At 44.3% G+C, this 20187-nt stretch carries 13 protein-coding genes and 2 pseudogenes; 3 read left to right on the top strand and 12 right to left on the bottom strand.

Annotated features, from left to right (window positions below):
* Positions 1-4: 4 nt before the first annotated feature.
* Entirely contained in the window at positions 5-1720 is a 1716-nt protein-coding gene (locus RID09_RS00130) for a CHASE2 domain-containing protein (protein ID WP_446333927.1), read from the bottom strand.
* A 515-nt stretch (positions 1721-2235) separates the two neighbouring features.
* On the opposite strand from RID09_RS00130, the gene RID09_RS00125 reads away from it, so the two are divergent.
* Positions 2236-3075, top strand: a complete 840-nt coding sequence (locus tag RID09_RS00125) for a DUF928 domain-containing protein (RefSeq protein ID WP_446333926.1) — start codon at positions 2236-2238, stop codon at positions 3073-3075.
* Positions 3076-3888: 813 nt separating this feature from the next.
* Positions 3889-8490, top strand: coding sequence for a hypothetical protein (locus RID09_RS00120; protein ID WP_446333925.1), 4602 nt, complete (start codon positions 3889-3891; stop codon positions 8488-8490).
* A 67-nt stretch (positions 8491-8557) separates the two neighbouring features.
* On the opposite strand, the gene RID09_RS00115 is transcribed toward RID09_RS00120, so the two are convergent.
* From RID09_RS00115 to RID09_RS00070, 10 genes and pseudogenes are all read right to left on the bottom strand, one after another.
* Complete coding sequence (locus RID09_RS00115; RefSeq protein WP_446333924.1) at positions 8558-9889, bottom strand: ABC transporter substrate-binding protein; 1332 nt, start codon at positions 9887-9889, stop codon at positions 8558-8560.
* Positions 9829-12129, bottom strand: coding sequence for a WD40 repeat domain-containing protein (locus RID09_RS00110; RefSeq protein ID WP_446333938.1), 2301 nt, complete (start codon positions 12127-12129; stop codon positions 9829-9831). The genes RID09_RS00115 and RID09_RS00110 overlap by 61 nt, the downstream gene beginning before the upstream one ends.
* 88 nt (positions 12130-12217) lie before the next feature.
* Positions 12218-12670 (bottom strand): WD40 repeat domain-containing protein, encoded by a 453-nt coding sequence (locus tag RID09_RS00105; RefSeq protein WP_446333937.1) that lies wholly within the window; start codon positions 12668-12670, stop codon positions 12218-12220.
* 840 nt (positions 12671-13510) lie between these two features.
* Positions 13511-13915 (bottom strand): annotated as a pseudogene (locus tag RID09_RS00100) (nSTAND1 domain-containing NTPase); the annotation flags it as partial.
* Positions 13916-14013: 98 nt separating this feature from the next.
* Positions 14014-14361 (bottom strand): hypothetical protein, encoded by a 348-nt coding sequence (locus tag RID09_RS00095; protein WP_446333923.1) that lies wholly within the window; start codon positions 14359-14361, stop codon positions 14014-14016.
* Between the two features lie 92 nt (positions 14362-14453).
* Positions 14454-14660, bottom strand: coding sequence for a hypothetical protein (locus tag RID09_RS00090; RefSeq protein WP_446333922.1), 207 nt, complete (start codon positions 14658-14660; stop codon positions 14454-14456).
* A gap of 7 nt (positions 14661-14667) precedes the next feature.
* Positions 14668-15321: a caspase family protein gene (locus tag RID09_RS00085; protein ID WP_446333921.1), complete on the bottom strand. Its 654-nt coding sequence runs from the start codon at positions 15319-15321 to the stop codon at positions 14668-14670.
* Positions 15322-15540: 219 nt separating this feature from the next.
* A complete protein-coding gene (locus RID09_RS00080) occupies positions 15541-17280 on the bottom strand; it encodes a ShlB/FhaC/HecB family hemolysin secretion/activation protein (protein WP_446333920.1) in 1740 nt (579 codons plus the stop codon).
* A gap of 9 nt (positions 17281-17289) precedes the next feature.
* Positions 17290-17676 (bottom strand): hypothetical protein, encoded by a 387-nt coding sequence (locus RID09_RS00075; RefSeq protein ID WP_446333919.1) that lies wholly within the window; start codon positions 17674-17676, stop codon positions 17290-17292.
* A gap of 400 nt (positions 17677-18076) precedes the next feature.
* The gene (locus RID09_RS00070; RefSeq protein ID WP_446333918.1) at positions 18077-18232 is read right to left on the bottom strand and encodes a hypothetical protein; all 156 of its coding nucleotides are present in this window, start codon (positions 18230-18232) and stop codon (positions 18077-18079) included.
* Positions 18233-18393: 161 nt separating this feature from the next.
* Here RID09_RS00070 and RID09_RS00065 point away from each other — a divergent pair, with 161 nt between their 5' ends.
* The gene (locus RID09_RS00065; protein ID WP_446333917.1) at positions 18394-19452 is read left to right on the top strand and encodes an IS4 family transposase; all 1059 of its coding nucleotides are present in this window, start codon (positions 18394-18396) and stop codon (positions 19450-19452) included.
* Between the two features lie 348 nt (positions 19453-19800).
* Here RID09_RS00065 and RID09_RS00060 read toward each other — a convergent pair.
* A pseudogene (locus RID09_RS00060) lies at positions 19801-20187 on the bottom strand (hypothetical protein); the annotation flags it as partial.

Here is a 20187-nt window from a genome sequence, read left to right as displayed (position 1 = left end):
CTGATTATTTATGTCTCATCCGTCTTGCCCGACTCTGCAATTGCGAGAGGTAAGTCTCATCTTCGGGATTAAACGCCTGTTTGTGAACCCTTGGCATTGTCCCGGAAGAGTCGTTAGTTGAATGATCAACCTCTTCAATTTCTTCCCGTTGATCCTCTACCCTGTTAAGCTGATGTCTTAATACTTTCGCTCGTTGCAGTACTTGTTGGTATTGATCGAGTTCGGGAAGTTCTTCCCAATTCAGTTCTACTCTATCCGTGACCCTATCGTTATAGGTTGTCGTCTTGGTAATTTGGCGGCGAAGCCTGAGTTCATCGGCTCTGAGCTGAATTTCTTGGAAGCTATCAGTTTCTATTATTTGGGCGACTTCCTCTTCTTTTTTAGTTTGATCGATTTCAATGTTGATTCTCAGCAGTTTTTTAACGGTTTTAGCCACGACTTGACCGTAGCGGTCAATAATAACGACGCTAAAGGTGGTTAAGACTAACCCAACGGCTGGCGGGACAAGGGGTATCCATCCCGCTTGCTGGACGAATAGAGAATAGGAAATACCATACAAAATACCACCGGCTACTACCGCAACCGGAATCAGAATCCAAGGACGGCGAATTTTCCAAGCCAGGGTTCCTCCGACAACGGACCAGAGAAAAATCCAGAGGATTTCATTTCCCTGTGACCAATACCAAATTAAAGGGCGACTATCTAAAACTGTACCCAGAAGCTGACTGACGATGTGGGCGTGAATGACTACCCCTGGCATTTCGACTCGATCCTGAGCAGCTGCACTAAACGGTGTGGCAAAGTCATCATTGGCAGTCGTTGCGGTGTACCCCACCAAAACGACTCGATCATTGACCAGATTGGGATCAATTTTACCTTCTAATACATCGGTTACGGTGACTTGCTCAATGGCATTTTCACCCGACCGATAATCGAGCATAATCTGGTAGTCCACTGCACCACTTTTGTGATAGCCACCCGAGTGTTGTTCTAGTCTGGTCAAGACAGTGGAGTCTAACATCAGTTCTCCTGTCTCTGTATAATCTAAAAAAACATCCTCTTGTTCAAGATAAAACAGTGCCAGATTTAAGGCAAAAGAGGGGAGTTGATTTTCGTATCCGTCAATCTCACTAATCTGACAGAGGTGGGGATCGTTTACTGGAGTTTCTAGTGGTGTCGGAACTGACAGTAAAATTGTGCGACGAATGGAGACATCTGAGTCAAAGGGTAAATCGGCAATCCCAATCCGTTCGTCGGGAATTCCAGGTGCAGCAGGAACGCCCGGTTCACTCAAAGAACTCATTTTGCAAACGGCAAGAATATTCTCGTTTTTTTGCAATACGTCGATTAAGTTCTCACGACCTGTCCCTTGGGGTACATCCCTTAAAATATCAATACCGATCGCTCTCGGTTGATACTCCTGTAGTTTCTGTAGCAGCTTCGCCAGTGTGCCATCTGATATGGGGAATTCTTTGATCTGGGCAATGTCAGCCTCGCTATATTCCACCACCAACACCCGATCATCGGGTTCCTGTTCAGGACGCGATCGCACCAGTTGGTCATAAGCGTCCAGTTCAAATCCTTCTAAAGCACCTAACTGTCGCAGTCCTACAATTACGCCCGTCACGACTAAGCTGGTGAGAACCACGGTTCCCCCAAACGCCATAAGTCCTTTTCCTACGGGATGTTGCCCGAAAAATGAACGAACTTCAGAAATCATCTGGGTATCGCCTCCTGCTCTCATGGGTGAATGAGCTGACAATGCGCCCTAAAGGGCGGAATTTCTTCGGCTGGTAAGCCTGGGATTAAGACAATCAAACTTAATCAAACTTAACCTAAAGTTAGGAAAAGATAGTGCTTTTCTAACTTTGCCCTGCCATTAATCACTTTTCTTAAAGAAGTGTGATCATCCTAGGTTTTACAAACAAGTCCGATAGAATATCAGTATATAATATAGTACCTAGGCAGTTTATTGGTGTTATGGGGTTTAAATTGTATACTGAGTGAGTTTATCTCAGTTAAACGGATCATAGCTCAGCACCTTCGCTGAGTCGCTATAAAGAAATGAGGGAATCTGGCAAGCGCGTTTCTTAAAATTTACGCCTAGGACAGGGAACTTTGCTGAATAGAGAGGAGTCGCCATGTAGATAAATAAGCTTACCTTGGTTAAGCTCTCTACTACAGCCACTGCATTAATTAAAATTGTCTTAAGTGCTGCCATTGGCAAGGAGTAAAATGAAAAAGTCCTCTATATATCTTAAAACCTTTTCCCTGATGTTGTCTCTGGGAGTCGTCATGAGTGCCAGTGCCATGGCAATTGCTAGTCTCAAGCCGAGTTCGTCTAGCCCAGCTCAACAGACACCTTCAGAAAGTCTCTTGGCACGGCGACCAAGATTCAGAGCGCGAGGTGTAAGATCGTCTCGGGGTAGAAGTGGAGGTACATCCCGTGGTCCTGGTATATGTTACGGAGAAGAGATAACTGTAACGCCTCTGCTACCAGAAATTAACGAAGAGGAGTTGTCAAAAGAAGAGGGAGTTGTCGTCGAATCGACTGTTTCTGCTGCTCCTAAATTCTTAATTTCCGTTGATAAAACTAAAGCGACGGAAGCCTCGTTTACATTACTGAATGGTAATGGCACAGAGGTCATTTATGAGCAGGAGGTTTCTCTGGAAAATAAGACGCCAGGAATTATTACGGTGAGTCTTCCTGAACCCGCTACAGAGGATGAAGCTTTTGTTAAAGTTGGTCAGGAATACCAGTGGTTCTTTTCCGTCAGTTGCGACCCAACGGATTTAGCCGGAGATATAATTGTTGAAGGACGGATTAAGCGAATTCCCAAAGAAGATGCTCTGGCTCAAGAATTAGCCGATGCTACAGAACTGGAAAAGCCAGCCGTTTATGCCGAGTTTGGAGTCTGGACAGAAGCCGCGAGTTCGTTGGCTGAATTACTGGAAAACAATCCTGACAATCCAGAGATCAGAGCAAATTGGCAAGCTCTCTTAGAATCGGCTAATTTAGGCAAGCTGATTGAAAAAGACCTGGTGAGTAGTTCTGGGTCGAGCGTTGAAAATTAACTCTTTTTAGCCGACTTAGCCGTTGTGCTTTCAATTCCAGACACTGATTCCTTCCATAAAGCTTAAAGGGAAAAGCTGATCCGCTTTTCCCTTTTTCAATGAGGATTAGCAGGCTGTTATAAGGAAAACTTTTAGGTTTTAAGTTTAAGTTTTAATATTCTAAAGACAAGGGGACTTAGGGCTGGCAGAAAACGTCACGGCTAAAGCATGATTTGACCTGGGTTTGAGGTTGTAGTATCATTTATTTAAATACCGTATGCTGCTCTCTTTGTAGTCATTTTTGAATAAAAAACGCTTCAAATCCTTAGTGTTGCGTTATTTTTTCATCCCTCGCCTCAGAAAAATTTAAATAATACAAGTATGTTGCACAGTCTAATTTTCCAGAGGCTGATTTGACAAAAAAGCAGTTTAATGCGTAGGTTTCCTCAGCCCTCACCTCCCATCGCGGTATAATAAAATGTTACTCAACTCTTTGGCGCGACTTTTTCCATTAAAGGAAAATAGAGATAGAAGGGGTATTTCGCGCTTCTTGGGTGCGGTTCACTTAAGTGTCGTGATGGCAACGCCGCCGTTTGTACGGGCGAAGCATTGGCGGAGTTCAATGAGCGATTACTTGCATTACTTTTGACACGCAAATGCTTCGCCCCTACTGAGAACGCACCAAAAGAAAAAGTACGGGTGGCTAGCTCGGAACTTAACGACTGTGGACAGGAAGCTGCCGACAGCCCTGGTTGAAGCAGTAAGTAAACATCAATGTCCGATTATGTCGTCCATTGTATGAGTTTTATATAGCACAAGAACGGGAACTCTTGAATGTACATCTATCGCACCTGTGAGTTTAATGAGAAAGCAGAACGCTATGGAATTGGCGATCGCATCAATGATCTATGTACCCAACTGCAAACTCAACGACTCGATGAAGTGCAATCCCGGTTTGAGCGGGTTTATCCTTACCTGAAGCGCCGCATCCTCAACCGCCGACTGATTGGTCGTATCCTGCATCTGGATAATCAGCAACTGTTGTGCTTTATTGATATCTTTAAACGGGGCGATCACGACTATGAACAGTTCCTCGAAGCCCCCATTCATTATGGTCAGACCCATTGGGAACCCCAACTTGACCGACAACAGATTCGCGATTGGCTCACCCAAGCCAAATCTGAGCAACCCTCAGTTGAACCCTTACCCGAACTCCCAGAAACCTTGCGTCCTTGGCTGGAGCCACCAAGATGGGAACCAGACATTGTCCCGGACGATTGGATGATCTATGAAAGCGAAGAATGGGTGAGACAGTTTACCACCGTTAAACTGCAACAGGCGTGGAAAACCTACTATCAGATTATTTCCCAGATTAATACCCATACAGCGACATCTATAGGAAATAGCAATGGTTACAGTGGTGTCATCCAAACCGATAGCTTCGCCGACACCCTAATCATTTCCCCTGATCAACCCCAGCTTCCAGGAAATGTCAACCTGTGGGGGGAAAACAATTGTTACGTCCTCTACAGCCAAATTGAAACCACTGATGCGAGTGTTCGGGGTGTCCTGTTTCTCATCGCCGCCTTTGATCACCCCCCCTCCAGCGCCGAGATTAGAGAAGTGGGACAGCGCACCACCCTATTCAACGGTGCAAACACATCCAACCATTTATCCCAACCCCAAACCATCCATGAATTAACCCCCTTCGCCCGTCGTTCCTATCCGGCGTACCTATTAGCCGATGAGGAAAGTTGGTTGGCGATTGAACGGGGTAAAGAGGCAAATCTAGCCCTTTCCCCGGAAGAAGAGGAGATTCTCCAATTGGTGTCTGGCGCTACCCCCCAAACCGATTCACTCCCCCTATTCATTAATGGACGGGCGGGTAGTGGGAAGTCCACGATGCTGATTTATCTGTTTGCCGACTACTGCTACCGTAAACACTATACCCCCCAAGGACATCGCCGTCTTGAACCGCTTCCGGGTCAACCCCTGTTTCTCACCTACAATGAACGGCTATTGGAAATTGCCAGAGATGGGGTCAACCGACTCCTACATTCCCACCACCGCTTTGTCGCTGAACGCAGTCCCGGCGATGACATCCCCAACTGCGATCGCGCCTTTCAACCCTTCGGTAAATTCCTGTTAAGCTTACTTCCACCCCAGGAACGAAAACGGTTTAATCCTGAATACTATATCTCCTTCCATCGATTCAAACAATTGTATCAGGGAACCCATCCCGAACCCGCCCTTGCCAAACTGATCCTGCATCTCCCCGAATCCCGCCACTATTCCCCAGAAATTTGTTGGCACATTATCCGCAGTTTTATTAAAGGATATGGTCAATCAGACTACATGACGCCGGAAGACTATCAGGAGGAAGTTCCCCGGAAAGAACGCACGATTGATGTGGAGAAATTCCAGGGAATCTATGAGACCATTTGGCAACACTGGTATAAGCATCTAACCACGGAACTAGATTACTGGGATGACCAAGATTTAATTGCCACAGTCTTGGAATTGAAGTGTTATCATTCCGACTATACCGCAATCTTCTGCGATGAAGCCCAAGACTTTACCCGCCTAGAGTTACAGCTAATTATGCGGCTGTCTCTGTTTTCCCAATACCATTTGGGATACCAACCCATTCTTAGCTTACCCTTTGCCTTTGCTGGTGATCCCTTTCAAACCTTAAATCCAACCGGATTCCATTGGTCTAGCACCCAAGCCGCTTTTAATGCCGAAGTGATTACCGCCCTTGATCCGGCTGATCAATTAAAGTTGACCGTTAATTTTCAGGACTTGTCCTATAATTATCGATCAAGTCTGTCTATTGTTCAATTCACCAATTTAATTCAGCTTTGGCGTCACGTTCTCTTTGACATTAGAGAACTCCAACCTCAAACCCCATGGCATCCGGGTAATTTCCCTGAACCCCAAACATTTATCCTCAATCAAACTATTAGTGCTGAGGAATTAATCCCCTATATTAAAGACACGATTATCATTGTTCCCTGTGAGGAAGGGGAAGAAGTCGCTTATGCCCAAGCGGATGAAGTCTTGTCTCAAATTTTTCCTCAGTTAAATTATCGGGAACCGGGAACCGGGGATGAATTCGTAGGGGCAAAGCATTCGCGCCCCAATCTATCGGTTTTCTATTCACATCTCAACGCGAATGCTTCGCCCAATCCCCATGAATTCGTAAAGGCGAAGCATTCGCGCCCCAATCCCCAATCCCCAATTCCCAATCCCCAATCCCCAGAACCCCTAAAAAATGTTTTAAGCGCCATTTCTGCCAAGGGACTGGAATTTAAACGGGTGATATTGTATAAATTTGGTGAAGAGTGTAGCGATAATGTCTGGAATCTCCAAGGCGTTGACCAAAAAGTTAAGGTAGAATACTTTTTCAATAAACTCTATGTCGCGGCTAGTCGAGCAACAGACTATTTATTTATCGTTGATTCAGAAACTGGAAACCGCCAACTTTGGCACTATGCCAGTGATGAAGCCTTGTTACAGGCAATGTTAGGACATGCTAAACACAAAAGCCGTTGGCAAGATAAGGTGAAAACCCTAGCACCGGGTATGCCAAATATGGTAGAGACGATGCGTGAAGATGACCCTGGTGCGATCGCGCAAGAATTTCAGCTTAAAGGATTACATGGACAAAATCCTAGTTTACTGCGCCGAGCCAAACAATTCTATTGGGATTTAGGGGATGTCACTCAAGGGAACTATTGTCAGGCTTGGGCGCTGAAGTTTGAGAGGCAGTATCGACAAGCGGGTCATTGCTTTTTGGAGTTGGGGGAATCCGATCAAGCGTGGGATTGCTTCTGGCAGGGGCTGTGCTGGTCAGAATTAGTCGCTTGGTATGATTCGCACCCCCAACATCAATCAGCGTCTGAGTGCATCCTGGCGCGGTTTATGGTAACACCACCTGATGATTTAGCCGCGCTGGATAATTTTACTCGGTATATTATCAGTCATGAATCATGGGTTATTCAGGGAAATCAACAGGTTAATCAGCAAAAACAATGGCAGCAAGGAATTAAGGAATATGCCCATCGAATTGAAATAATTTCCCACGATTCCCCAATACCATCATCACAATGGCAGCAGTTTGGCGAAGTTCTCGCCACCTTAGCCTCAGGAGGTTTCCCAGAATTAAAGGTGCAAGCCGGGACTTGTTTCTATCGCGCTCAAAATTATCACCAAGCGATACAGTATTGGGACGAAAGTAATGCAACTCAAACCCCAGACTATCATCGGGCAAAAGCCTTTACTGTGGGCATGCCAGAAGGATTAGCGTATTTAGCACAAGCAGGCGATGCTGATCAGATTATCCACCAATGGCGGCAAGCTGGCAAACCCCGCGATCGCAGATGGCTGCGCTATGTCGCCCAAGGGTTGGAAATGAAGCAGGAATACCAACAAGCCTGTGTGGTTTATGTGGGGTTAGATGATTTAGCCAAAGTCAAAGACTGTTTTCGACTCGCGACGCGGGATGGGATCAAAATCAAGCTACTGCGGCTACTGTTCCGCTATTTCTTCCGCCAGAAATACTGGCAAGACGCCCTCGAATTGTTCAATACCGATTTACCTAATGTCATCGGTTCAACCGAGGAAAAAGCCGCGTTGAATTTCGACATTGTTTATGAATTGGCAGGTTCAGGATTAATCCCCCAAAACTTGAGCAAAGAGCAACGCCAACACTATGAACAATTTATGAAAGAGCGGGTTTTATCTACTCCAGACGGGCAAGACTACCTCTTGATGCCACAGATAGGAATTGCTCTGGAGAAAGTGGGATTACTGGTTGAAACCTTATCATTTTACGAGGAATTTGTCAACGACACTAACCAACAACAGCGTCAATTTGCCCGGGAACGTTGGATAGCGACGAAGAAAAAACAGGTTGATTATGTGACGAATCAAGGAAAGCTGAGGAAAGCGGCAAAACTCCAGTCTAATTTGATTAAAAAAGCGCAGGAGTGGGTAATTAATCCAGATGCTATCTCTGTAGTTCCCCCATTAGCGCCAATAGAACGTCCTTTGAGAGACAAGGAAGCAGAGGTGCACAGGAGCACAGGTGCACAGGAGCAACTTACTATTACTGGATTACCCCCTGAAATAAGAGTGGAGGAGTTTGAAAAGGGGGTGATAGGATTTACGGTGCGTCACTTGGCGATTAAGGTGATGAAATCAACCCATCAAGTGTTAGTTACTGATATTCTCTCTCATCGAGATGTGCGTGTGGATTGGACAAAATGTCAGGTGAATTTAGGAGACGCGACGGTGGAAGCCGGGGGGAGTCAGCAGTTATCCTTTACTCTGGTTGCGAGTGGCTATCGTGGTGTTCTATTCTGTAATCAGCCAGAACCGCGACTGGAACTGGAGATTCAGGGATGTCAGAATCGGATTGCGATCTGTTCGTAGTCAGCACGCCTCGTGCTAGGAAATTAAGCATTTGAAGCCACTTAAGTGGCTACTACAAACCCCCTTTTCAAGGCTGTGAGTTGCTTTCTTTTCTAGTGAATGGATGAATGACAAAATCATAGCCGTAACCCGAACGAGAACCTGGCTCAATCGTGACGAGTTGGCTTAAGGGATTGGTTAACTGATTTTTGCGATCGCCTGATGGTAAAAATTGTACCTTACCGGTTGCCCCATCAACACTAAAGCTTTCTGAACGTAGGATTTCAGCCACCCCCTGACGAGTGGGATTCTGCTTCAGTGCGGCAATCAGCGCTTGGGTAGCATCATAAGAGAGGGCGGTGCGCCAGCTTACATCTGCCCACCAAAGCTTTCTTGATGTTTCTGCAAAATTGGACTGAGAGTTGCTAATATGCCAGGGAACTGCAATCATCATATCTTTGACATTTTCTTCTTCCTGGGCAACTTCCAAGAGTTTCGTACCATAGAACGCATCTCCCCCTAAAATGATATGGTTCCCCCGCTTTTGTTTGATGATCTCAATCGCGTCGTCGATTTCCTCCCTGTCGAGCAACAATACCAGCACCTTAGCGCCTTGCTGCGTGGATTCTTGAACCTTATTCTGGGCATCAAAATTAAGATCAGACAAGTCAAATTCTTGTAAGACTTGCCCTCCTGCTGAACCCACAGCATCACTAAATGCTAACTTCAGGGATTGGCTATACTGACTTTGAGAATTATAGAAAACAACCGCGTTTTTCTCCTGGAGTTTATTTAGCATAGAGTCAGCTAACGTTGTCGCCGTGGTATCATCGTCGGGTGCGGTGCGGAACATATATTGATCTGAATACCAATGAGATTTAAACCATTGCGTAGAGGTACTAACTGGAGAAATGGCGGCTAATTTATGGGCTTTATAAACCTTTCCCGCCGCTAGAGTGACATCACTGGCAAAGTGTCCGACAACCCCAAGCACGTCCGGATTTTTGCTCAATGCTTGGGCGATTTGTTTACCGACTTTGGGATCGTTGTTATCATCAGCAATTAAGACCCGCAAGAGTACACCATTGATACCCCCTTCTCGGTTAATTTCATCTTGAGCTTGAGCCACACCGCGCAAAACTTCCAATCCATGATGAACATTATTCCCTAGGGGAACCGATACAGCAATGGTGTAGGATTTTTGAGTGCCAATGTGAGCATTATTCAAGTAAATTAAGGCTTCGGGATCATTGCGGTTTTGCTGTAGGGATGTCGTGAGTTCGTCAATCGCGGTGGGAAAAGCACCAGCAGCGATTCCTTGCACTCCGGCTTGCTTGTCCGGATTGGTAATACTGGGAACTAAGAGTTTATCACCCCCCGACTCAGAATTCTCTGCGTGGATACAGCGATTCCACCACAAAGTTGGCGATTAGGGTTATTCTGAAAATAATCTCCGATTGTATTGCAGATTTCTGCCTTAAGAGCGTCCACATCACCCAGTTGCCGCAGTTCAATCGAGCCATTGTTTCGACCAATTGCTAGGAATTTGCCATCCTGACTAAAGGCGACATTTGCAACACCTTGATCCGGATGAGTGGAAATTAGGGACAGTTTCGCCTCAGATTTATCCGATGTATCCCATAGTTTGAGTGTGCCATCCTGACCAATGGTGGCGATGATGTTACTATTGGGACTAAAGACTAAACGGGTAATACTGGTTTGCTGTGTAGGAATTTGGTCAAGTAAGTTACCGTTGGTATCCCATAGTTTCAGCATCCCTTGACTTCCAGCCGTTGCTACTTTCTTACTGTTGGGACTAAACGCTACACTTTGAATAGGTTGCTGGGTTTGGAATTGATCCACTGACTGATTGGATAGTTTACCCCATGAGACAGTCCACAGTTTCAGGATATTACCTTGTGCCGTTGCCAGTTGTTTTCCGTTGGCACTAAACGCTAAACTATTGATTTGTGATCGACTCAGTTGGCTTTTGGAGATATCTATGGGACTAAGATTGCCATTCTGAATCTGCCACAGCTTGAGTATACCATTGCTGCCAATTGTGGCTAATTTCCGCTTATTGGGGCTAGCAGCGAGACTCTGGATTTGTTGTTGCTGGGTGACAAAGGAATTAATTTGGTTATTAGACATATTCCAGAGCTTAATCGTATCATCGTTGCCCACAAGAATCAACGTCTTGCTATCCGGACTAAAGGTTACATTCTTCACCCCTCCGTGCTGCTGTTGGACGATTTCAGCAGCCGGATTTAAGCTTAATGTACCATCCTCTCGGACATTCCAGAGGTTGAGTTGATTGTTTTTATTAATGGTGGCGAGGAGTTTCTGATTCGGACTAAACTCCATACGTTGAATCGTCCCCTGTGTGGTCGATAATTGAGCCGGACGGTTACTGGATATGTCCCATACCTTGACAGTACCATCTCCTCCCCCGGTAACCAGTTGCCTGCTATCTAAGGGACTAAAGGCTACACTATAAAGTTCTCCTTGTCTGGTGTCAAATTGTTCGACAATGGCGTTCTGGGTGATATCCCATATCCGGACTAACCCCGTCTCATCTTCCGCTGCACTTGCACTTGCGATCGCGAGTCGTTTTTCGTCTGGACTAAATGCTACGCTGGTGAATGTCTCATTATCTTTTGTAGGAATGGGAAGTTGCTGAAATTCGTCACTCGCTTCATCCCAAAGATTGATAGTGTCGCCGTCTTTTCCTACCGTAACGAGATGTTCCCCATCGGGACTACTGGCTAAACCTTTAATCAGTCCTAAATTCTGGGGGAATGGTTCGGTACAATATTCACTCAATGAAGCGTTTTGTAAGTCTTTCCCTTGAAAGGATAAAAATCGCGTTGTGCCATCCTCAAAAGTAGTCATCATTCCAGCATATTCATCGTCTTCAAGTTGGTTATATGCCCAGTCTTGTTCATCGGGTTCAGTCCCATCATTAGTATCGATGAAAGCGAACACAACCTGAGTGATAGGATTGGATGATGATTCGGTATTCTCATCCGTATTGTTTGCGGATTCAATAGTATCGTCTTCCTGATCACAGGCGGGTATATCTTGCAGGGATATTTTATCAATTTCCTCACCTGATGTATCTCGGATACTGATCTCCCTGTTCTCTCCACTGGTTAGCCAGAGATTCCCTTCTGGACTAAAAGCGATACTTTTAACCTCTCCTGCATCTGTTTTAAATCTGGCAATTTGTTGACCAAAATTATTCCAAAGTTTTACAGTATTGTCCCCTGCGATTGTCGCCATTGTCTTGCCATCAGGACTAAACACAGCACTTGTGGCGGTTATCGTTTGATTACTGGCTTCAATTGGTGGTATTTCTACAATATGCTTGTTAAAAATCCGTTTGATGGGTGATTGCACACTTCTATCGTGTAGTCTAATAGCACTATCTTCACCAATGGTGGCTAACCAGTTTTTATCTTCACTGAAGGCGATATCGTAGAGAAGGGTTTGTTCTGTTTTAATTTCCTCTGGTACTTGACTGGAGAGAGTAGCTTTTATACCGTTATTTTGAATTGTCCATAGTTTAATTGTGCCTTCATCACCACTGGTTGCCAGTTTACCGTCAGGGGTGAAGGCTAAGCTATAGACATTTCTTTGATCAGTGGAAAATTCTCCCAACTTTTCGCCTGAGATGTCCCATAATCTGATATTATTATTTTGTCCAATAGTGGCGATTAGATTCTCATTAGGACTGAAGGCTATGTCTTTAATAGGGACTGTGGGTTGGTTGTTTGGAGTAGGTACTATGAGTGGGTTTTTTTTGACGAGTTGCTGTCTGTTGGTTGTTTGGAGGTTGACCTTCTTGACCCAGTGGTGTGTTGGCGATATTCCTTGGGATACACTTGCCCTGTTTAATGTCCAATAAATTAATGGTGGTGGTTGGATTATTCTGAGCATCTCTTCCCTCTATCAGGGTTGCCAATAGCTTATTGTCATGACTAAAGACTACACCAGAGATATTCGCTGGGTTAGCACCAGAAGGATTCTCTAGGTTAGTTCCAGAAGGATTTGTTGGGTTCGCAATTGGGCAAATTGTACTGTTTAAATTGTAATCGACAGTGCCATCCTTTTTCAGATTCCACAGTTTAACAGTACCATTTCCGCCCCCCGTTGCTAATCGTTTGCCATCCTGACTGAATGCTACACTATATACCTGCATTTGACCTGTTGAGAATTGGTCAACTTGATTACCTGATTTATCCCAAAGTCGAATTGTGTCGCCATCACCAAGGGTTACCAATTCGTTAGTTTTTGGATTGAAAGCTACCTGATCAAACGTCGCGCGATCGCTCTCTATCCGATTGCGTTCTTTTACGCTATAAAAAGCCTTGTACATCGTTTCTTGAACTTCGGCTAACTCGGTCTCGGTATCAGGTGGGCGAAACCGAAGCAGTGGGTGTTTAGAAATCTTGACTGCCCGTAAAATATAGAGAAAGGCGCGGATATCGCGATCGGATTTTAAGTTACCTTCTGCGGATTCTCTCCACGCCAGCATCTCTTGAATTTTCGCCTGTCTTTGCTCCCACACAGCCCAACCTGTTAACAAGACTAATCCCGCTCCTATCAAAGCAACACGCAACCAAAACCGATAAGTATTTCTCCCTTTGTGGATGACACTTTCCCGTACAAACTCATCTTCAGTTTTATTGAACCAATTGTCTGGGTAATCCAGGAATAAATTTAACGGAGCCAGTCGAGGATCGTTGTGCCAAAGGTAATTTTTTGAGGAGTCGTTTGATTGCTGTTTAGCTCGACGATATTTTTTAAAATTGCGAATTTTATGCTGAGTTTTAGAAATAAAAATAGCTTCTAATTGTTCTAAAAGATAAAATAAGTATTTTAGGCTAACTTTAGATTGTTTTTTTCTCGCCTCTTCTCGCTCATTTACCTCCTGCCAATCATTCGCTACAGGAGTTAACTTGCGTTGTAAAATTAAATTTTCTTCCTGTTCATTTTTCCACTTCTGCAGTTGATCCCAGTTTTGAACTAGAGCATCATATTCTTTATCCGCACGCTTAGTTATACAACCAAAGACTTCTCCTATCTTTTTATAATCGTCTTCTGTTAAGGCTCGGTTATTTCGAGTGAATTGGTTATTTTCCTCCATATAGTTTAGATATAATTCACTCAAAGCGAAAGAAAGCAACGGTAATGCTCCTGGCATTTGTATGACTTGGTTAATGAGATGATCTACTAAACTAGGAGGCTCAAAAACTATTTCTTTTTCCGCCGCTGGTTTCTCAATCGCTTCTCGCAATTCATTCTGAGTCATCGGCATGATGATAAACTTAGCATCATCCCAGAAATTTTTGAGTATACCATCTTTAAATTGAGCTTCAAAATCACTTCGCAAGGTGATAACGACATCAAAGCAATTCTTACAGTGAACGATTGCTTCTTTTAGAAGTTCTTGGAAAGGGGGTAAACATTTAGTCCTCTAATGAGGACTTGATCTACTAGGGTAAGGGTGCGTTAGCGAAGCGTTACGCACCCTTAATTTGGTTACTTTTGGCTTGCCATTGAATCTAAAGGGTGGACTGTGGTGACTACAACTTGCTCTGTGTACCAATCCTCATACATTTCTTCGCTTGCACTTCCAACGTCACGATTTTGAACCCGATCCATGAAACGATTCAAAGTCCCTTGCTTATATAAACTTCTTGTTTGGTATTTTTCTCGATGGGCATCAAGTTTATCCTGCTCCATTAATTTTGCCTCAAAATCTTCAGTACTAACGATTAACTTGAAAATATCTTTGTACTCAGTAATACCCTGTTTTAATAACAATTTTGGTATGCTGTTCTTCAATCGCCTTGAAAAATGTGATTGACTGTTTGGTTTTATCTGCAAAGTAGTCTCAAAGAAAGCAGCCTTAACGGCGAAAAGCCCCGATAAATCAAATACATTACAGTAAAGTATTTTATCGCTGTTATTAGTAAGGCTTAGTCTAAAAAAAGCTGGTTTTCATCATTTTCACCATCTGAAGAATAGACTTCAAGCTGCGGTGATTGCTGATTAAAATAACTGTAGAGTAAGGACTGAGTTTGCTTTAATAAATCTTGATAGGTTAACTTGTTGCCATTATTGCGTAACGTCTCCATCAAGCAATAAGAAAATGCTCCCCGGCGTTCGTTATTTATTTTCATCATTTGCTTCTTAAAAGTCCCGACAAGCTGCTAGGAGAATATGGCGTCCTTGGGGTAAGTTCCAACCACTGCGGTGTTTTTCAGAGTTACTACAAGGAAGCCATATACTTTCTAACTCCTCCGGCTGGAAAATGTAGCTATCAAGTGGACGTTCACGCCGATCGATCGAACCGCGACGCACTTTTGTCTCTAGCAACGGGTCTTTTGTCCCAGAACCCGAATGGCAAGAATCCAGGATAATACAAATATGGGGATTGTTTTTTGCGACTTGAGCAATCAAGTATCCCAATTCTTTATCTGCTAAATCCCAGCCTCCTTTAGTCCGACTGTCATAACAAATTAACGTTTCCTGTAGTAGATCTGGCTCTAAATGCTCAAACTCTTTAGGTGTTGTTGCTTGACCGCGATGACCGCTGTAGTAGAAGAGAGCGATATCATTGCTTCCCGCCTGACACAAATGTTGTCGGAAGCCATCAATAATTGCTTGACGGGTGGCATCTTGGTCTAAGAGCTTGTGTAGATGAAGTTGACATCCATCTTTAGCCACACGCTCTTTCAAATACTCTTCTACGGCTAAAATGTCGTTCACACAGCCAGATAAGCGAGAGACGGGTTCAGGGTATTCGTTAATCCCAACGAGCAGTGCATAGAGATTTCGAGTCATGCTTATCTCACCTTTATTCCGCTATAGCAGTAATTCAATTACTACGATAAACTAGGAAACTGGCTGAAACTATACTCCTTTGTGCCAAGTTAATTGCTTAATTTTGTACTTTCTGTTGCTCTTTAATACAGTTACCATTGCAGAAAAGTGCAATGTGGAACACAAAAAAAAATGCCAAGTCTTCAGCACGGAGTAGGCTATGGAAACAACGAAGACACCTCAAAACGGTTGATAATGCAGGGAAAAATAGAGTCCGTTGTCTTGCAGCGAGTCCCCTTCATCATCAACGTCAATTAACGAGATGCCATAGTCGAGGCGTAATAATAAATCTGGTGTAATTGACCAGTTTAACCCCAGTCCCAAGCCAGCAATCGTGGCGGGTTCAAGGGTAATGCCTTGGTTATTCCAAACGGTGCCAATTTCAAAAAATGGGGATAATTGGAGTATATTAGGATTTGAGGTCACAGGCAGACGAACCTCCACGGCACCCATAATCCCATTATCGCCCACCCGTTGATTGTGGGAATACCCTCTGACGGTATCCACACCACCGATTGTGAAGCGTTCTAGGGGAAGTAAAGCATCGGGGGTGAGTTGGGTATTAATTCGGGCGACGAGTAAGGCGCGGGGGGATAATTGTTCAACCCACTGAAATTGTCCAATCCAGGTAAAAAATCGCCCATCGATGCCGATATCATTAATCGTGGCATCAAAGGCATCAATGCCAAAACTAAATTGCGATCGCGCGGCTAAGACTCGTCCAGGACTACGATTGACCCAATCTTGATAAAATCGAATTACGCTTACTTTAGATTCCCCATCCTCAGGACCTTCGGAGAAGGAAAAGGGAATATCATCCAGGATATAGGTTTGGCTGCGACGCAAGTCAAACGCTACACCAATTCCTAATTCTCGTTCTGGGGTGTAGATCAGAGGTTGGCGGAAATTGGCGGAAATGTTGCGGCTTTCGCCTCTAATCTCTATATCCTCGAAGGGTTTTTCGATAATCTGGCTGTCGGTATTGCTATAGCTTAGGGTTAAAGTGCCGTCGCGGGCATTGAGGGGAAGGGTATAGTTGAGGTTGTAGAGGTTGACTCCTGAGGTGATGCCGTAGGTGGCGCTGATGCGATCGCCAAATCCCAAGAGGTTATTATGACTGGCGTTAATACTATTCTGCACAGAACCTAGGCTGGAAGATTGGTTATTGGCGGTGGCGATACCGGCGCCAAAGGCGGGTGCTTCTTGGAGTTGAATTTGTAGGATATTTTGCCCTGGGGTATTCCCGGCGGTTAATTCGGCGTTGACTTGTTGGAATAGGGGATTGAGTTGCAAGAGTTGGAGGGTGGTTTCTAGGCGTTGTTGGTTTAAGGGGGGACGGGTGGCGAGTTCCAGGCGACGGCGGACATAGCCTTCCCGGAGGCGGTTTAATCCAGTAATTTCAATCTCTTCGACTTCCCCTTCGACGATTTGGATTTGGACTTCACCCTGGCTAAGTTCTTGATTATTGACCAGGAAGGCGCCAGAAGTGACGTAGCCGTTTTCAATGTAGAGTTGAGTGATAGTTGAGCGGAGGTTGAGTAAGTCCTCCAAGCTGGCTTCTTGGTTTTGATAGGGTTCGATTAAGGCGGTAATTTCTGGGTGTAAAACGGTATTGCCGAGAACTTCTATGGTTTTGATCAAGATGCGATCGCGATCGCTTTCTGGGGAGGTAATATCTGGTGGGGGTTGGGAGGGTGGGGTTTGCAGTTGGGGTTGGGGAGGGGGTGTTGGGGGTTCTGAGGGAAAGGGTGAGGCGGGGGGTTGCGGAATCGTTTGTTCGATGGTTTCGGGTGTTTCTGGGGGAAGGGTGACGCCCGGTGGTGGTGGGGATTGGGCTAGGGTATTCTGGGTTAGGCAGGTTGAGAGGGTAAGGCTAGAGATTGGTATAAGTATCCATCTTACTGTTGAATTGACCGTCATAAAAGCCTCCTAGTAAAAGGCATCCGCTTTTGTATTCTTGTTTTCCCGTGGAATCGGACAAAAAAGTAACGGCGCGATCGCTATTCCTCTAATCGCTCGCATCAATGGACATCTCTGGATTTTGTGGACATAAGCATAACCATCTGTTTTCCAGATTGGCTCAAAATACTTCCAGTTGATGCTTTGCAGTTTCCCTTGGGTTGTGGTCAAGTCAAAGACCCGACCGGCTCTTACTGTTACTCGCCCAACATGTGTTCCTTGATTTTTCCCGGTGGGGACAATGGCGCGGACAATATCGCCTGTCTTAAATCCATGAAACTCTTTGGTGCGAGTTCTAACGCTATGACTGCCATTTTTCTTCTGACGCGGGAAGCCAAATTTATTGATTTGTGCCATTTGCCGATTTCCATGTCCTGTTGCCTTGATCACCAAGGGATTAATGTTTCGAGTGATTAGATTTTCTGGGGTTGATTGTCCTACACTTGCAGCATCCAGCCAATGGGTTTTCGGTAAACCTAAACGGGTACGATTAAACTTTGTCCTGCCACCTGTCCCCGTTTCAACTGGTAAACCTGTAGCCCTGAAGGGGTGACAAGCAGCTCAAAAGCTTGGCTTACATTGCATGTCCCCCCTCAAGCCTTGAAAAGATGAGAGCTTATTGACAGGTTTATTGAGAATGATCAGGCGAATGAGAATGATAATCATTAACTGAAAAAGAAAGAGTGAGTGTCAGCTCGCCTACCAAAACAAAATCTGAAGTTTACCTGTGCAAATGTACTATACCCTGGCTAAAGCGTTATCCCGTAGTGGTTTGAGCGCTCACCCCCTCAAAAATCGTACAGAAGTAGCTCTTGCGATCGCGAAGCGATTTTTCGGCTGGGGGAACTTCAGTAAGAAGGAACGTATCGCTCAGAGTAAAAGCCAGAGAAAATAAATTTTTGACTTTTTCCAAAAATCAACAAGAAATGGGTTTATTTTGTGGTAAAAAAGAGCGGTCTATGTTTATTCCAGTCAACCGCTCAATTAATAATGATACCCCAATTCTATCATAGTTGTCTAAATAATTACTTAAGTTAGTCTCAAAAACTCACCCTGGAAATTTTACTTTGGCTGATGCAAGTACACAAACAAGTCAAAATTGAGAGATTAGCTGCGCTCTTTCCTGTACCCATCCTATATGAAAGTAGGAGAAGACATCTACAAAGGTTTTTAGTTCTACCCAATCTTAGTCTACCCTTAATCTGGTTTCCTTTAATTAAATATATATTAAGAACTCAAATTCCCTATTCTTCTCGTGTTATTCTAGCTGTGGATAGAACGCAATGGGACAGCAATAACCTGTTGATGGTTGCGGCGATTTGGAAGAAACGAGCCTTTCCCGTATATTGGCAATTTTTAGACAAAGCAGGCAGCAGTAATACATCCGAACAAATTGCAGTTATTCGTCCCGTCTTAAAATTGCTTTCCCGCTATGAAGTTGTTGTTATCGGAGATCGAGAATTCCGCAGCGTCGAGCTAGCTTATTGGTTGAAGACAAAGAAAGTATTTTTTGCGTTGCGGCTCAAAAAGGATACTTATGTTCGTCCATCAGGAGGAAACTATAAACGGCTGAGTGACTTGGGTTTAGCCCCAGGCATGAAATTATTTGATTCGGAAGTAAATTATACAAAGAAAAAGGGCTTTGGTACATTTTGCTTGGCGGCTTACTGGAAACGAAAGTATCGGGGTTCATCTGAAAAAGAAGGCTGGTATATTCTGACTAATTTAAATGCCATTGATGATGTTATTCAGGTGTATAAAGCTCGCAGCGGAATAGAAGCCTTATTTAAAGATTGCAAGACGGGTGGCTATAACTTGGAAGGAACGAAGGCATCGACTGAGCGCTTGAATCGTTTAGTCTTATTAATAGCCATGGCTTATACTCTATCTTCATTAAAAGGAAATACAACTCGCTGTTCAAATCAAGAAAAATATGTTTGTCGTCTTAAAGAAGTGACCAGAAGCCAGAGACGGCACAGCAACTTTTGGATTGGTCTTTATGGACTTACCTGGATTATTGGATGGGATTTTTGTCGAGCTATTGTCGAGAAAATTATGGGCATTAATCGCTCGAAGCTTCCTTATTTTCAACAAGGTTTAAAAGCGATGCGTTTGATTAGTATTTTCGCCTAGCAATCTTTTCAAACTCTATAAGCTAATACACGTTTAAATTCTGTCTTCCCTGTTACCTGTTACATTCCTGGGAATTGAGGTATGCTAATTTAAATGCCGAACAGCTTATATTAAAACCTCATATAATCTGATTTTAGACCAATTTTAAACTAAAAAAGCAAAATAAATTGGCGTATTCTCTACGCAAATAACTGTTCTTGGTCTAAAATTCAAATACTTCTCTCGCCTCATGCAGGTGATTATCATTCTCATTTGCCTCTTCATTCTCAATAAACCTGTCAATAAGCTCTCATCTTTTTTAAGCTTGAGAGGGAAAATGCTTTGTCTACCAAGCTTTTGAGCTGCTTGTCACCCCTTCAGGTTTCTACCATTTAACTCAATTTGGCTGGCATTGACCTTTAACTCACCCCCATTCCCTTCTCCGAAGGTTGACACCCCTATCTGACCCCCCTGGCTGACCAATAGTTCTCCTGTCTCCAGGGTCAAATTCCCGGCATTGCCTGTGGCACCTGAGTTAACTTGCGCGGCGATACCACTGGAATTCCCTTGGGGGTCAGACCCACTCACTTGAATCTGGTCTGTTGCCACCACTGTGGCTCTTTGGGATTTATGGTGATAAGTTTTACTAATATTACTCCTGATACTTCTTAGCTTTTGTCTTGAATCGGAGCGACAGCGGAGAGTCAAGGCAAGGTTATCTAATGGAATCAGCCCTTTCACAAACGGATGGCTTGA

It is taken from the genome of Coleofasciculus sp. G1-WW12-02, from assembly GCF_040219735.1.
Lineage (GTDB): Bacteria > Cyanobacteriota > Cyanobacteriia > Cyanobacteriales > Coleofasciculaceae > Coleofasciculus.
This window is presented reverse-complemented; position numbering and strand designations above follow the sequence as displayed.